Below are 15,046 nucleotides of genomic sequence, written 5' to 3' on the forward strand. Positions count from 1 at the left end.
GCGAGCGAATTGAATCCTGGATCCTTCACTCCGTTCAGGATGACAGGTTGCCCTTGTTGATCAGACCATCCGTGTCTATCCGTGCCATCTGTGGTTAAACCCTCTGCCGCTTCCTCCGTGTCCCAATCCAAAATCGAGAATCAAAAATCAAAAATGGCCGCGCCGCCTGCCGCCGGGGCCACCGGATTGGGGTTCATCACCGGGGCGTTGTCGGCCCCGACTTCCCCCACGGAGGCGGCCCTGCGGCCGCTTTCCTTCGGCGATTTCGCCGGTCAGCCCAAGACGGTCGAGCGCCTCCAGGTCATGGTCGGCGCCGCGAAGCGCCGCGGCGAGGCGCTGAACCACATTTTGCTTTCCGGTCCGCCCGGCCTCGGCAAGACCACCCTCGCCTTCATCCTCGGCCAGGAACTCGGCCGCAACGTCCGCGTGACCTCCGGCCCGGTCATCGAGAAGGCGGGCGACCTCGCGGGTCTGCTGACCAACCTCGAGGAGGGCGATCTTCTCTTCATCGACGAGATTCACCGCATCCCGAAGACCGTCGAGGAATACCTCTACTCGGCGATGGAGGACTTCCGCCTCGACATCATGATCGACCAGGGCCCCAACGCCCGCAGTGTGCGCCTTTCGATCCCGAAGTTCACGCTCGTCGGCGCCACGACGCGCGCCGGCCTGCTCACCGCGCCGCTGCGCTCGCGGTTCACGCTCAACACCCGCCTCGACTACTACGACCGCGCCACCCTCGAGGGTATCGTCCGCCGCAGCTGCGGCCTGCTCAAGGTCGAGATTGATAGCGCCGGCGCGAAAGAGATCGCCGCCCGTGCCCGCGGCACGCCGCGCATCGCCAACAACCTCGTCAATTTCGTTCGCGACTACGCCTCCGAAAAAGCGAAGGGCAAAATCACCCAGCCCGTCGCCGCCGCCGCGCTCGAACTCCTCGAGATCGATGCCGCCGGCCTCGACGAAATGGACAAGCGCATCCTCCGCCTCATGGCCGCCCACTACCAGGGCGGTCCCGTCGGACTCGGCACCATCGCCATCGCCGTCGGCGAAGAGGCCGACACGCTGGAGGAAGTCCACGAGCCCTTCCTGATCCAGGAAGGCTACCTCGCCCGCACCGCCCAGGGCCGCGTGCTCACCGCCAAAGGCTACGGCGCCATCGGCCTCAAGGCCGCCACCGGCGGCGATCAGGCCACCTTGCTTTAAATGGACCGGCCGCGTGGCAGGCTCACTTTGCTCGCCGTCGGCGCGGCGCTCGCGGCCTATGCCTTCTTCATCGCCTGGTATCACGCGCCCTACGCCGGCGGCTCGGACTCGTCGGGCTACCTGAACAGCGCGCGCCTGCTGTTGGCGGGACGACTCACCGCCCCGCTCACTCCCCCGGCAGAGTTTCCGCCCGACCTGCTCCCTCGCGCGCTGCTGGCTCCGCTGGGCTACAGCCCGAATCCCCGGGGTTCCGACCTGGTGCCAAGTTATCCCGTGGGCTTGCCGCTGCACTTCGCGGCGGCGGGCCGCGTGATCGGCCTGGGGCCGGCCGCCACGCTGGTGGCAGTGTTGGCCGCGCTCGGTCTGGTCGGCTTGCTCTACCTCACCGCCCGGGAACTCGGTGTACGCCCGGGCTGGGCGGCCGGTCTCGCGGCCGCCGCGGGCCTGTCGCCGCTGACCCTGTTCTACGCCCTGCAACCGATGAGCGACCTGGTGACCACGACGTGGACGGTGCTGGCCATGCTCTGCGCCCTGCGCTCCGCCCGCCACTCCGGCTGGGCCCTGGCCGCCGGCGCAGCGTTCTCGGTTTCGGTGCTGGTGCGACCGACCAACCTGCTGCTCGTGCTGCCGGCCCTTGTGGCGCTGGTCCCCAACCGGCGCGCCTGGTTCACCTTCGTGGCCGGCGGCGTTCCCGGCGCGCGCATCCTCGCGGCCTACAACCACGCTCTCTACGGCCGCATCCTCACCACCGGCTACGGTGACGTGAGCAGCCTCTTCGCCTTCAAAAACGTGCTGATCACGCTCAGCCACTACGCGCTCTGGATTCCGGTGGTGGCGAGTCCGCTGGTGCTGGCGGCGGTGGCGCTGCCGTTCCTGCGCGTCAGCCGCCGGAAGAAAGCATTGCTGGTTCTGTGGGGCGGGATTCTCCCTGCATTCTACGCCTTCTACGCCTGTACCCACGAGCACTGGTGGTATCTCCGCTTCATCCTGCCGTCCCTGCCCGCGGCCGGGATCGCAGCGGTCCTTGTTCTGCAGGAAGTGCGATTCCCGACCGTTCTTTTCGCCGCGCGCCTTTTGCCGGCCGGGGATACGCCGGCAAACCCCGGACCCGGCCGGAGCCTGCAACTGCCGCTCACCCTGGTGCTGGTGCTCGCCACGGTCGCCTGGATGGCGAGTTGGAACCGCGAACTGCGCATTCGTCACACCGAACTGGACGAGCGGGCCTATCGGCTGGCGGGCGAATGGGCGGCGCAGAACCTGCGCCCCGGCGACCTGGTCGTGGGCTGCCAGACCTCGGGAGCGCTGCTCTACTATGCCGGGGTCTCCAGCCTCAACTTCAACGAACTCACGCCGGAACAGTCCGCGCGGTTCCTCGCCTGGCTCGACCGCGGGGCCCGCCCGATCCACGCCGTGCTCTATCCCTTTGAAGTGGATCCCGTCCGCGCCGCCCTGCCGGGGCGTTGGGAACTCGTGACCGAGCTGCGCCAGGCCTCGGTCTGGCGCCGGACCGGACCCGCGCCATGAAGCGCTCCGCCCTCAACCGAATTTGCCGCGAGGCCCAGGCGTGCTTTGCGCGTCACCACTGGCACCTGCCGCCGGCGCCGCGCTGGGACGTGACCGACTTCGGTCTCGGCGACTTCGACCGCTTCGGCCTTGTGCTCATCACTCTCGCGACCGAGCCCGAATACTGCGAGAAACTCATGTATGCACGCCGCGGCCAGACCACGCCCTGCCACACCCACGCGCGCAAGAAGGAGGACATCATCTGCCGCCACGGGGAGCTCGGCCTGCGACTCTGGCCAACGCGGCCGGAGACGGGCCGACAAGAACCCGCCAGCTTGACCGTGCCCATCAACGGAGCACCGGTGTCCGTTCCAACCGGCGGGCTCTTCCCCCTCGCGGCCGGCTCGCGCGTGACCCTCGTGCCCGGCGTCTGGCACGAGTTCGCTCCACTCGGCGACGACTGCATCATCGGCGAAGTCTCCACCGCCAACGACGACTTGCACGACAACTTCTTCCTCGACCCGCGCGTCGGTCGCTTCCCGGCGATCGAGGAGGACGAACCCGCCGCCTTCCGGCTGCTTTCCGAATCATGAAAAGACTGCTCTTCGCTCTCCTCGTCCCTCTCGCCACGACCCTCGCCGCCTGGGCCGGGCCGCAGATCCGCCTGACCACCGAACTTGGCGCCATCGAAGCCGAACTGCATGCCGACCAAGCGCCGGTCACTGTCGCCAACTTCCTGAAATACGTGGACGCCGGCCGCTACACCGGCGGCGTGTTTCACCGCACCGTGAAGCTCAACCCCGACAACCAGCCCCACAGCACGGTGAAAATCGAAGTGATCCAGGGCGGCGTGAATCCGGATTTCGCCGAGAAGGACTGGCCGCCCCTCGCCCTCGAGCGCACCCGTGACACCGGCCTGAAGCACCTCGACGGCACTCTCTCCATGGCTCGCGCCGGTCCGGACACCGCCACGTCGGATTTCTTTATCTGCCTCGGCGCCCAGCCGGAGCTCGACTTCGGCGGCAAGCGCAACCCCGACGGCCAGGGCTTCGCCGCCTTCGGCCGCGTGACCAAGGGCCTGGAAATCGTGAAGAAAATCCAAACCGCCCCCGCCGAGGGCCAGAAACTCACCCCCGCCATCCGCATCCTGAAGATCGAGCGGCTGCCATAACGAGACCAGGGAGGGCGGATCGCTGATCCCGCCTCGATGCGTTGAGGGAATAGCCCACGCGTCGCTGACGCAACTCAGGCACGGGCGAGCTCGAAGATCGTTACTTCGGGCCGCACATTGAACCGCACTCGGGTCAGGTGCCCGAGGCCGCGGTTGATGTAGAGGCGTCGGCCGCCGGCCAGATCAAACGTTCCCGCCGTGTAACGGGTGTTTTTAACCGGCAGGATGGGAGGCGGCAGGAATGGCGGCCGGCATTGTCCGCCGTGAGTGTGTCCGGCCAGAATCCAGCCTTGATAGTCGCCCCACCCGGGCAGATCACACGCGTCGGGATTGTGACACAACATCAGCGCGGGGCTATTCAAACCGGACATCCATGGGCCCCAGCGGGAGCGGCCTGACCACAGGTCGTCCAACCCTCCGATCTTCAATCCGTGCACATCAACCGCCTCGTTGCGCAGGACCACGCAACCGACCCCGGTGAGTATCTGGCCCACCGCATCGGCCACCTCCCCTTGTATCCAGTTCTCGCCGTAATCGTGATTTCCCATCACCGCGACCGTGCCGAGTCTTCCGCGCGGCAGTCGGTCAGCCAGCCGTCGCAACTGGTCCAGAGTATCGGGACCCGCGTAGGAAATGAAATCACCCGTGTAGGCCACGATATCCGGATTCATTCGCGCCACCGCAGCAAACACTCCGGCCAGATACCCGGACGAGACGCGGTCACCCACATGAATGTCGCTCAGCTGCACCAAGGTTCTGCCGGCCAAAACCGTTGGCAGGCTCCGGATCGGCAAACGCAGGCGGACATACTCCGCCCACGTCGGTTCGATTCCCCAAGTATAGAGTCCGGTCAGCACCGGCGCCGCCATGAGAGCGATAAAATGCCTTCGAGTGATCATGGATTCTGCTGAAACCGCCCGGAACCGGCCGCGCTTTTGGTGAGCACGCCGGCCCCGGGGGCTGCACAACCTCCTAGTCCGGATTGCGGACAGGAGAAAGGGCCCGGTCTTGCCGGCAAGCGTCCCAACCGCGCCAGACCAGCCACACCACCACGGCAATCGCCACAATGACCAGTGCCATCAGAACGCCTTCCACGACGGTGGTCAGCGCGGTCCAGCCGAACGAATCCATCGCCGCCACCCGGGCAGGATCACTTAACCCCGCCATGAACGCGACCACCGCCAAGGCCGCCATGCCCAGCAGCATATCCACCATGCCAAACATGGCGATCGGTGACAGATCGGGGGCCGAGACGGCACTCGCACCGGCGAACACCAGCCAGCCGCCGGCCGACAACCCGATCTTAATCCACGCGGCCCATTTGAGTGCCGCCACGATCTCTGTCCGCCGCCAACGCCGGGATTGCGGATTCCAGACACAGACGCCCGCAAATACCGCCACCCAGAAGGCCACGCCCGCCACCATGCCGGCGATTTCGGCCGGAGCCTGAAAACCCATCATCCAGGCCCAAAAGGCGCTGTTCGCGGCGCAGAGCACGCCGCGCAGCGTCCAGCCGGGCAGCTCGGCCTGAAAAGCCTCGCTCTCGAAAAGCGGCTTCACGCCCGCGCCTCCGTCTTGCCGGCTTCCTGGGCGAACCAGTCCACGTTGCGGGTGAAGAACATCACGGCGGCGAGCACGACGAACAGCGCGGTCGTCCCGGCCAACAGCGCGAAATCCTCCATGCGCAGCACCACGTAGAGCACGCTGTGCTCGGCGGCCAGCAGGGCGGCGATGCTGCCGGCCCGCGCGTAGCTGTGCAGGATCGAGATGCTGTAGCCGACAATCAGCAGCGATGACGCCACCGCGGCGCCGATGTAGGCCGACCCGGGCGAAAGCACTTCACCCAGCGCCAGCAGCGCGAGGTAGAACAGGCAGAGCGCCGCACCCACGAGGCCGTAGTGCACGGCGTGCAACCGCAGTCCGGCCAGGGTCTCGAACAGGAAGAACGCGGCGAACACGAGCGTCAGCACCAGCACGCTGTGCTTGAGCGAGCGCTCGACCATCCGGTAGCCCTCGGCCGCGGCCCTGGCCGGCGAGTAGGCCGGCACCGGATCCGTCTCGGTCCACTGGACATCCGCGGCCCGGCGCGCGTGCGCAGCTTCGCGGTTGCCGCTGCGTTCCTGCCTCAGCCCGTTGATCAGGGCGAGGGGCAGTTGCAGCACCAGCACCAGCAGGGCGATGAAGAGCAATTTCAGGGTGACGGCGTGCCGCCGGCGCTGGGCCGTCGGCGGGAGGAGAGGAGGTTGGGCGTTTTCCATGCCGCACACTCTGCCCGGCCTGTGTGAAGCCCGGATGAAGCGACGGTGAAATCGGGCGGAAAAGGCGTCTCGCCCAGGAGGGCCCGCGTCCCTTGATATCACTCCGCCGGCAGCCAGAGCGTCGCCCGTGCGCCGCCTTCGGGGCGGTTCTCCAGCGCGGCGTCTCCGCCGTGCAGGTGGGCGATTTCGCGCACGAGCGCGAGACCGAGCCCCGTGCTCTTCCGCTCCGTGTCGGGGCGCGGCAGCGAGTAGAAACGCTCAAACACCCGCGGCAGGGCGTAGTCGGGCACGCCGGGCCCGGAGTCCTCGACCCGGAAAACCACCTTCTGCGGCTCCCGCACCCACCCGAGCGAGACCTTTCCGCCGGGCGGGGAGAAATCCAGCGCGTTCTGCAACAAGTTGACCAGGGCCTCCCGCAGCAGCACGGCCTCGCCCTGCAGGGCAGGCCCGTCGCTCTCCTGCACGTGCAGCGTCACGTTCCGTGCCGCGTAGGCGCTCCGCACCACGTCGGCCGCCACCTGCGCAAGCTTGGCCGCGGGAACCTCGGCGATCTGCTGCAGATCCTTGCGCGCCTCCAGCGAGGACAGCTCCAGGAGCCGGTCGATGATGCGCTGGATCCGCGCGGCCTCCTTGCGGATGTTGCTGAGGAACAGCTGCCGCTGCATCGGCGGCATGGTCTCGTCGAGCAGCTCGGCCGCACCGCGGATGGCGGCGAGCGGGGCCTTCACCTCATGCGCCAGCGTCTGCGTGTAGCGCTCCACGTTTTGCCGCCCTTCCAGCGCCTCGCGCATCTCCTCGAAGGCGCGGCCCAGCTCGGCGATCTCCCGCGCCTTCGAGCCCGGCGGGGTGGCTTTCCGGCCATCGCGCACGCTCCGCGCGTAGGCGGTCAGTTTTTCCAGCGAGTGGGTGAGCCGGGCGGCAATCCACCACCCAAGCACGATCATGCCGCCGGCAATCAGCCCGATGTAGAAAACCAGCCGCCAGCGGGCCTCCCGCACCCCCTGCTCGACCGCCGCCAACGGCCGCCCCACCCCAACCCAGCCGAGATGCGATTCACCGGCCAACACCCGTGAAACCACCCGCAATTCGCCGTCCACGACGGCCACGTTGGGCTGGGTGTAGTTTTCGGAGGCCCAGCGTCCGCCGCCAAACATGTTCCATTGATAAACCTGCCCGACATCTCGGCCCGCGGAGTCGAACAAGACCCGGCCATCACGGTCGCAGGCGAACACCCGGAGCATCGCCACCTGCTTGGGCAGGGTCGCGAGCTTGGCGGTCCAATCCTCCGCGGGACTGGCCGGGGCGGCAAAGGCCGCCATGTAGGCCGCCGTGTCGCCGAGCGTGCGGCGCATGGACTCGACGTAGCGGAGCCGCACATCGCGCAACACCAGACTGGTCACCGCCGTCAAACCCAGCGCCGAGGCACCGACATACACCGCGAAAATGGCCGTGCGGATTCTCATTCCTCGCGCAGCGAATAGCCCAACCCCCGGTGCGTGACGATCGGATCAAAGTCCGGCGCCGCCTCCCGCAGTTTGGCGCGGAGCAATTTCACATGGGCATCCACCGTGCGGTCGGTGGCGGCTCCCGGATCGTCCCACGCCGCCGCCATCAGCTGGTCGCGGCTGTACACCCGGCCCGGCGAGGCCAGCAAGGCCGCCAGCAGCCGGTATTCGTTGCGCGTGAGCTCAAGCGCGTGCCCACGGTAACCGATGCGGCAGCGGGCCTCGTCGTGCGACCAGATCCCGCCGGGGCCCGCGGCCTCCGTCGCGGGTTTGCCGTTCGCACGACGCAGGATCGCGCGCACGCGGGCGGTGAGCTCACGGGGGCTGAAAGGCTTGGCGACATAGTCGTCGGCGCCGAGCTCGAGCCCGACAATCTTGTCCACCTCGCCGCTGCGCGCTGTCAGGAAGATCACCGGCGGAGCGCCGAGTTTCTGCGCCTCGCGGCAGACATCGAAGCCGCTCATGTCAGGCAGGCCGACGTCGAGCACGACGAGGGCAACCAGCTGCGTCTTGAGCACGGCGAGCGCCTCGCGGCCGGTGTTTTTCCAGACGGGTTCGAAGCCTTCCGTCTTCAGGGCATAGACAATCGTGTCAGCGATGGCTTGCTCGTCCTCGACCACGAGGACCGTCTGGCGGGTGGCGGGCATGCGCGGTTATTGTCCGCTTGCCCGTCGCGTGGCAAGAACGGCCCGAGCCGCGCCCCTCAACCCACCCGGCGCAACAGCTGCTGACGCAGACGCAGGGCCACGGCAACTTCGTCGGTATCTTCCAAGAGGGAATAGAGCGACGGGGGCATGGCCCACGGCACATCCGGCAGCGTGAGGTCGATGTCCAGCGGCTCCCATTCACTGAGTCGCCGGGAAACCCGGACTGCCTCCAACCCCAGCACCAGCGAACCGCCAATCGCCTGCAATCCGCCCATGAAGATCAGCCAGCTCGCGCTGCGCAGGTGCTCGACCGTGAAATGCTGCGGCCAAATGGCCGGACCGGCGATCATGCCCAGTCCGATCAGCAGAAAGTTGCAGGCTTGCCCAGGTGTCATGCGCCCTTCCAGACCCGCGAATCGGTTTCAGGTGCCGGCCGGAGGAAATTTACCTCGCTCTAACGTTTGAGAGCCTCGGCCAGCCTGCGTTGACCTCCCGCCTCGCGCGTGCGGTGATGCGGCAACCCCATGCGCCCACCCCTCGCCGCCCTGTTGCTCCTACCCCTGCTCTCGCTGCGCGCCAACGATGCCGTGCTGATGCACGAGGATTTCTCCGGCTTGGCGCCGGGCATGTTTTCGGCCGGCGTGATCGGCGCGATGGTCGAGTATCATTACCTGCCGGTCGTCGCCCCCAAGGGCGGCTGGGCCGTCTCCAACTTCCGCAGCGAGGGCTCCCAGCGCGCCTGGCGCGTGATCGAGGATAATGGCCGGCGCGCCATGCAGCACACCGACACCGCCCGCGATTCCGACCGCGCCTACATGCACAACCTGATCGTGGCCGGCGGCGAATTCTGGCGCGACTACACGGTGGAGGTTCCCTTCACGCCCGACAGCGAGGGCGGCCAGAGCGGCGTGGTCTTTCTCTACCAGACCGACCGGCACCACTATTTCGCCGGCGTGGACCGGGGCCGGGCCGTGCTCAAGGTCGTCAACGGCGGCAAGGCCTTTCGGGTGCTCAACGAAACCGTCCTCGCCGAGGCTCCGCTGGCCTGGCAACCCGGTGACCTCCTCAAGCTGCGGGTCACCGCCGACGGCGGCTTGCTTCGCGCGGACTTCGGCCGGGGCGTGGTGCTTGAGGCCCGGGACACCACGTTCACCCAGGGGAAGATCGGACTCTCGGCCGACGTGCCGGCGCGGTTTTGGGGCGTCAACGTCACGTGTCGGTCCGAGGCCGAGCGGGCCGCCACGAGGGCTCGGGCTGGGGCCGCCGTACTGGAGGCCCGGCTCCAGGCCGCCAACCCGCAGCCCCGGTTGTGGAAGAAGATCGCCACGCCCGCCTTCGGGACCGGACGCAACGTCCGCTTCGCCGATCTCAACGGCGACGGCCGCACCGATATTCTCATCGGCCAGATGCGCCACCACGGCCCGACCGACGCCTACTCCGAGATCCGCTGCCTCACCGCCCTCGACCTCGACGGCAACATCCTCTGGCAAAACGGCCTGCCCGACCGCTGGCAGACCGTGCTCACCAACGATGTCGTGTTCCAAGTGCACGATCTCGACGGCGACGGCCGGAACGAGGTCATCTACGGCCGCGACTTCGAGCTGGTCGTGGCCGACGGCGCGACCGGCGCCACGAAATACAAGGCCCCCATGCCCGCCACGCCCCGCGACCCGCGCGGCCTGCCGGCCCGTTACCCGCGCATCCTCGGCGACTCCCTCGCCTTTGCCGACCTGCGTGGCACCGGAGCCAGGCGCGATCTCATCCTCAAGGACCGTTACCGCCACGTCTGGGCCTTCACCGACAAGCTGGAGCTCCTCTGGCAGACCGAGCTCAACACCGGACACTACCCCTTCCCCTTCGACGTGGACGGCGACGGGCGCGACGAGATATCCCTTGGCTACCGCCTGCTCGCACCCGACGGCCGCACGCTCTGGAGCAACGAGGACAAGCTCAAGGACCACGCCGACGCCGTGGCCATCGTTCCGTTGCAGGAAGGAGCCGAGCCGACCCTGCTCATCGCCGGGAGCGACGAGGGCCTCATCGCCACCGACCTGCGCGGCCAGATCCTGAAGCATCACCAGGTTGGCCACGCCCAGAACCTGACCGTCGCCGACTTCCGGCCCGACCTGCCGGGGCTCGAATCGGTCGTGATCAACTTCTGGTCCAACCAGGGCATTGTCACGCTCCTCGACGCCGACCTGAACATCTTGCGCACCTTCGAACCCGTGCAGCATGGCAGCATGGTGCTGCCGGTGAACTGGACCGGCCGAGCCGGTGAGTTCTGGTGCCTCTCCACCAACTCCGAGCACGGCGGCCTCTACGACGGCGAGGGCCGTCGCGTCGTGAAGTTCCCCGCCGACGGCCATCCCGACTACGCATGCGCCGTGCTCAATCTGACTGGCGACGGCCGCGACGAGATCGTCACGTGGGACGGTTACGAGATGTGGATCTACACCCAGAACGACGGCCCGTTGCCGGGTGAAATCTACCAGCCGGTGCGCAATCCCGGCCACAACGAGTCCAACTACCGCGCCAACGTCTCACGGCCGGGCTGGTCGAAATAGGTGGAGCCCGCGCTCCGCGCGGACTGACCGGCGACGAGCCTGCGCGGAACGCAGGCTCCACCCTCACACATCGCCCAGCTGCGGGCGCAGCACGATTTCCTCAACGACCGTGCGGCGACTGAGCCGGTGCACGTCCAGAATCGCCCGGGCGATGTCTTCGGCGGGCATGATGCGCTCCGGTTTCACGCCGCTCTTTTCCCACGAGGGCGACCAGGTAGCGCCGGGATGCACGCAGCACACCCGGATGCCCTTGTCCTTGGTCTCGGCCCGCAGAACCTTTGCCAGCCCGGTCACGCCGAATTTCGCCGCACAGTAAGCCGCCGCATTCGGATAGGCGCCAAGGCCGGCAATGGAACTCATGAAGAAGATGTCGCCCGACTTTCGTTTCAACATGGCCGGCAGGAATGCCTGGGTGACGAGAAATGCGCTGCGCAGGTTCACCGCGATCATGTCGTCGAACTGCGCGAGGCTCGTCCCGACAAACGGCGCCATGGTGAAGGCGCCGGCGTTGTTGACCACCACGTCAGGGGTGCCGAATCGGCTCGCCACTTCCGCCGCCATCAGTTCCACGGAAGCGGCGTTGGCCACATCGCACCCGAAGATCTCGGCCTTGGCACCGGCCTTCGCGCAGGCGCGGGCGGTTTTCTCGAGGTTCTTCACGTTCCGCGCCACCAGCGCGAGACGGACGTGAGGAACTTCCTCGGCAAAGGTCCGGGCGATGGCGGCGCCGATTCCCTGTGAAGCCCCGCTAATAAAAACGAGTGGTGTGCGCATGGGGCCACGCTTCGCATTCGCGCCGGATATTCGAGTGAAATCTTTAGCCGTCAGCCAGTTCCCCGGGACTCGCAGCGTTGTCCGCCCGCTCACGACGGGATGTAAAAGTCCGGCAGGGCCATTTGCCTGCTCAAGGATTGGATGGTGGCGACGATACCTCGCCATGGTTAAGCCACACCCCCGTATCATTCTAGCCAGTCTCAGCTTGGTCAGTCTGCTCGCCACCCCGGTGCTCCGGGCCTCGGCGACGATCGAGGAACGCCTCGCCGCCCTTGAGCAAAAACTCGCCGCCCTCAGTGCTGAAAACGCCGCCTTGCGCGAGGCCGCCAAGCCCGCCAAAGACGCCCCCGCGCCCGTCCAGGCCGGTGGCAAGGAAAGCAAACTGCTTCTCGGCGGCTTCCTGCACCTGCACGCCGAAAGTGGCAGCGCCCCCGACAGCCGTTTCAGCGGTATCAACGACCGCTTTCTCGTCCGCCGTGCCCGCGTGAACGTGCGTGGCAGCTTCGGCAAGGACTTCGGCTTCAAGGTGGAGTCCGACTTCGGCGCCAACACCCTCGGCGCCTCCACGGGCTACCGCGCCCAGCTGACCGACCTCTACGTCGAATGGCTCGCGCACCCCGAGGCCCAGATCCGTCTCGGCCAGTTCAAGACGCCCTTCGGCTGGGAACAGCTCATGTCCGACACCGCCAACCCCTTCGCCGAACGCTCCCTCCCCAACGACCGCCTCACCGTCAGCCGCCAGATCGGCGTCATGCTGTTCGGCAGCGCCGCGGAAAAGCGCGTCGAGTATTCCGCCGGCATCTTCAACGGCAACGGCGTCAACAACTCCAACAACGACACCGACGACTTCCTGGCCGCCGCCCGCCTCGCGGCCACCGCCTGGTCGGGCAAGTTCCACGACAAGGCCGCCTCATGGAGCGTCGGCGTGAACGCCTTCAGCGACGATGCGCCCGCCCGCCGCACCGGTGTCGGTTTCGACACCCAGCTCCAGCTGCACCCGGTCACGCTGCGCGCCGAGTGGCTCGCCAACACCCTCGACCCGGTCACCGGCGCCGACGTGGATTCCGACGGCTGGAGCCTCGCCGCCCTCTGGAGCCTCAACGATCAGTGGCAGCTCGCCGCCCGCTACGAAACCTACGACGCCAACACCGCGACCGGCAGCAACGAGAACGACACCCTCACCCTCGGCCTCAACTGGTTCATCCGCCGCAACGACATCGCGGTTTCGCTGAATTACCTGGCCGGCGACGCCAGCTTCGGCGGCGGCGACGACCGGTTCATCGGCCGCCTGCAGCTCGTTTTCTGATCACACCATCTATCCCCCCATGAAAACCCTCTCCAAGCTTCTTTTGCTGGCTTCGTTCACCGCCGTGCACCTCGCGGCCGTCGAAGTTCCGGCCAAGGTGCATGAGCTCGCCAAGGGCGAACTCGCCGCCCTCGCCGCCGATCCGCTGCTCGTCTCGGCCATCTCGGCCCAAAACGCGAAGGGCTCCTCCCTCGACGAGATCAAGGCCGCCGACAAGCGCTGGATGGACACCGCGGGCGTCGCCGACTTCATGAAGGCGATCATCGATTCGCCCGTCGGCCAGCACCTCCGCGCCTGGCGCCAGAAGCGCGCCTACGTGTCCGAGATCATCGTGATGGACCACCAGGGCGCCAACGTCGCCATCACGGAGAAGACCTCCGACTACTGGCAGGGCGACGAGAAGAAGTTCAGCGAGTCGTTCAAGGACGGTGGCGTGGCCTTCGTGGACAAGGTGAAGTTCGACGACAGCACCCAGACCTACTCCGTGCAGGTTTCCGTGCCGGTGCGCGACGCCTCCGGTGCCTGCATCGGCGTCATCTGCTGCGGCATCGACATCGAAAATCTCTGATCTCCCGCCTCATGTCCAAGCTCTCCGTCAGCGCCAAGATCGTCATCGGCTTCGTCGCACTCATTCTGCTCGTGGCCGTGACCGGTTTTGTCGGCTACCGGGCCGGCAGCCAGATCCACTCGCATCTGGTGAAGGTCAACGACCACACCCTGCCGGCGATCAGCCTGCTGCTCGAGGCCGACCGCGACCTGCACCAGGCGCTGGTGGCCGAGCGCACCATGATCTTCGTCAACCCGGAGTCGGAGCAGTTCAAGGTCCTGTTGAAGGATCATGCGGACAACATCTCCCAGGCCGCCGGCCGTTGGGAAAAATTCAAGGCCGTGAGCCCGCTGCCCGCTGAGGCGGGCCCGGTCATGGCCGACTACGAGAAGAAGATCACCGAGTGGCAGGCCACCACCGAGCGCATCCGCGAGGCCCGCCGCGCCAACACGCCCGAAGGCCGCCGCGAGGCCATCGACCTGACCAATTCCGTCGCCTTCGGGCGCTTCAACGCCGCCCGCGAGTGCATCAACCAGCTCACCGAGATGCTCGACGCCAACGCCCACGCCGACCAGCTTCTCGCCGCCACCACCCACCGGCGCGCCACCTGGAGCAGCCTCGGTGTGACCCTGCTCGGGCTGGCGATCGGCGCCGCCCTGACCTGGTTCGTCGGCATCCGCCTCGCGCGCACGCTCAAGACGATCGTGCACAGCCTGTCGCTCAACGCCGGCGAAACCTCGTCGGCCGCCGGCCAGATCAGCAATTCCAGCCAGCAGCTCGCCCAGGGGGCCAGCACCCAGGCCGCTTCCCTCGAGGAGATCAGCGCCTCCCTCGAAGAGGTCTCCGGCATGGTCCGCCTCAACGCCGAACACGCCGGCAAGGCCCGCACGATCGCGGGCCAGACCCGCCAGGCCGCCGACCACGGCAGCGAGGAAATGAAGCGCATGACCGAGGCCGTGAACGCCATTGCCACCGCCTCCACCAACATCAGCGCGATCATCAAGACCATCGACCAGATTGCTTTCCAGACCAACATCCTCGCCCTCAACGCCGCGGTCGAGGCCGCCCGCGCCGGCGAGGCCGGCGCCGGCTTCAGCGTGGTCGCCGAGGAAGTTCGCGCGCTCGCGCAGCGCAGCGCCGCCGCCGCCAAGGAGACCGCCGAGAAGATCGAGGATTCGCTGACCAAGAGCCGCCACGGGGTCGATCTCAGCAACCGCGTCGCCGCGTCGCTCGAGGAAATCAACCAGCGCGCCCGCGAGGTGGACGGTGTGGTGCAGGAAATCGCGACCGCCTCCGAGCAGCAGTCCCAGGGCGTCTCCCAGATCACCACCGCCGTGGCCTCCATGGACCGGATCACCCAGACCAACGCCGCCACCGCCGAGGAATCCGCGAGTGCAGCGCAGGAACTCAACGCGCAGACCATGTGCCTGCACGACGCCATCAACCAGCTCAACCGGCTGGTCGGTGCCGAGGTCACCCGGGAGTCGGGCGTCGCCCCTCGCGACCCGTCGGCCGTGAGGCCGCACCCCGCGCCGCAAGCCGTCGCTGCCGCCTGAGCCCAACCAGCG

General features: G+C 67.3%; 15 protein-coding genes. 8 read left to right on the forward strand and 7 right to left on the reverse strand.

Going from position 1 to position 15,046, the window contains the following annotated elements:
• The first annotated feature begins 153 nt into the window (after nucleotides 1-153).
• The 4 genes from ruvB to ESB00_RS15605 are packed head-to-tail and all read left to right on the forward strand — an operon-like array spanning nucleotide 154 to nucleotide 3,877.
• Complete coding sequence (gene ruvB, locus ESB00_RS15590) at nucleotides 154-1,203, forward strand: Holliday junction branch migration DNA helicase RuvB (RefSeq protein WP_129049916.1); 1,050 nt, start codon at nucleotides 154-156, stop codon at nucleotides 1,201-1,203.
• Nucleotides 1,204-2,727 carry a glycosyltransferase family 39 protein gene (locus ESB00_RS15595; RefSeq protein ID WP_129048719.1) on the forward strand — a complete coding sequence of 508 codons (1,524 nt, stop codon included), beginning with the start codon at nucleotides 1,204-1,206 and terminating at the stop codon, nucleotides 2,725-2,727.
• Entirely contained in the window at nucleotides 2,724-3,299 is a 576-nt protein-coding gene (locus ESB00_RS15600; protein WP_129048720.1) for a D-lyxose/D-mannose family sugar isomerase, read from the forward strand. Before ESB00_RS15595 ends, ESB00_RS15600 begins: the two co-directional genes overlap by 4 nt.
• Nucleotides 3,296-3,877 (forward strand): peptidylprolyl isomerase, encoded by a 582-nt coding sequence (locus ESB00_RS15605; RefSeq protein WP_129048721.1) that lies wholly within the window; start codon nucleotides 3,296-3,298, stop codon nucleotides 3,875-3,877. The genes ESB00_RS15600 and ESB00_RS15605 overlap by 4 nt, the downstream gene beginning before the upstream one ends.
• A gap of 74 nt (nucleotides 3,878-3,951) precedes the next feature.
• Here the strand turns inward: ESB00_RS15605 and ESB00_RS15610 are convergent, their stop codons facing one another.
• The 6 genes from ESB00_RS15610 to ESB00_RS15635 all read right to left on the reverse strand — a co-directional run bounded on the left by ESB00_RS15610 (nucleotide 3,952) and on the right by ESB00_RS15635 (nucleotide 8,682).
• On the reverse strand, nucleotides 3,952-4,776 hold the full coding sequence (locus ESB00_RS15610) for a metallophosphoesterase (protein ID WP_129048722.1): 825 nt from the start codon (nucleotides 4,774-4,776) through the stop codon (nucleotides 3,952-3,954).
• A gap of 73 nt (nucleotides 4,777-4,849) precedes the next feature.
• Nucleotides 4,850-5,437: a hypothetical protein gene (locus ESB00_RS15615; RefSeq protein ID WP_129048723.1), complete on the reverse strand. Its 588-nt coding sequence runs from the start codon at nucleotides 5,435-5,437 to the stop codon at nucleotides 4,850-4,852.
• Nucleotides 5,434-6,135 carry an inner membrane CreD family protein gene (locus tag ESB00_RS15620; RefSeq protein ID WP_129048724.1) on the reverse strand — a complete coding sequence of 234 codons (702 nt, stop codon included), beginning with the start codon at nucleotides 6,133-6,135 and terminating at the stop codon, nucleotides 5,434-5,436. Before ESB00_RS15620 ends, ESB00_RS15615 begins: the two co-directional genes overlap by 4 nt.
• A 98-nt stretch (nucleotides 6,136-6,233) precedes the next feature.
• Nucleotides 6,234-7,598 (reverse strand): two-component system sensor histidine kinase CreC, encoded by a 1,365-nt coding sequence (creC, locus tag ESB00_RS15625; RefSeq protein WP_129048725.1) that lies wholly within the window; start codon nucleotides 7,596-7,598, stop codon nucleotides 6,234-6,236.
• Complete coding sequence (gene creB / locus ESB00_RS15630) at nucleotides 7,595-8,287, reverse strand: two-component system response regulator CreB (RefSeq protein WP_129048726.1); 693 nt, start codon at nucleotides 8,285-8,287, stop codon at nucleotides 7,595-7,597. Before creB ends, creC begins: the two co-directional genes overlap by 4 nt.
• Nucleotides 8,288-8,343: 56 nt before the next feature.
• Nucleotides 8,344-8,682: a hypothetical protein gene (locus ESB00_RS15635; protein ID WP_129048727.1), complete on the reverse strand. Its 339-nt coding sequence runs from the start codon at nucleotides 8,680-8,682 to the stop codon at nucleotides 8,344-8,346.
• A 129-nt stretch (nucleotides 8,683-8,811) separates the two neighbouring features.
• Between ESB00_RS15635 and ESB00_RS15640 the strand changes: the two genes are divergently transcribed.
• The gene (locus ESB00_RS15640; RefSeq protein ID WP_129048728.1) at nucleotides 8,812-10,851 is read left to right on the forward strand and encodes a hypothetical protein; all 2,040 of its coding nucleotides are present in this window, start codon (nucleotides 8,812-8,814) and stop codon (nucleotides 10,849-10,851) included.
• Between the two features lie 63 nt (nucleotides 10,852-10,914).
• Here the strand turns inward: ESB00_RS15640 and ESB00_RS15645 are convergent, their stop codons facing one another.
• Nucleotides 10,915-11,625, reverse strand: coding sequence for an SDR family oxidoreductase (locus ESB00_RS15645; protein WP_129048729.1), 711 nt, complete (start codon nucleotides 11,623-11,625; stop codon nucleotides 10,915-10,917).
• A gap of 163 nt (nucleotides 11,626-11,788) precedes the next feature.
• Here ESB00_RS15645 and ESB00_RS15650 point away from each other — a divergent pair, with 163 nt between their 5' ends.
• Genes ESB00_RS15650 through ESB00_RS15660 form a run of 3 tightly spaced genes read left to right on the forward strand, consistent with a single transcriptional unit; the run spans nucleotide 11,789 to nucleotide 15,034 of the window.
• Nucleotides 11,789-12,931, forward strand: coding sequence for a porin (locus tag ESB00_RS15650; RefSeq protein ID WP_164976251.1), 1,143 nt, complete (start codon nucleotides 11,789-11,791; stop codon nucleotides 12,929-12,931).
• Nucleotides 12,932-12,950: 19 nt separating this feature from the next.
• Nucleotides 12,951-13,499: a PDC sensor domain-containing protein gene (locus ESB00_RS15655; RefSeq protein WP_129048731.1), complete on the forward strand. Its 549-nt coding sequence runs from the start codon at nucleotides 12,951-12,953 to the stop codon at nucleotides 13,497-13,499.
• 11 nt (nucleotides 13,500-13,510) lie between these two features.
• Nucleotides 13,511-15,034: a methyl-accepting chemotaxis protein gene (locus tag ESB00_RS15660; RefSeq protein ID WP_129048732.1), complete on the forward strand. Its 1,524-nt coding sequence runs from the start codon at nucleotides 13,511-13,513 to the stop codon at nucleotides 15,032-15,034.
• The last annotated feature ends 12 nt before the right edge of the window (nucleotides 15,035-15,046 follow it).

Source organism: Oleiharenicola lentus (assembly GCF_004118375.1).
GTDB classification, from domain to species: Bacteria; Verrucomicrobiota; Verrucomicrobiia; order Opitutales; family Opitutaceae; genus Lacunisphaera; species Lacunisphaera lenta.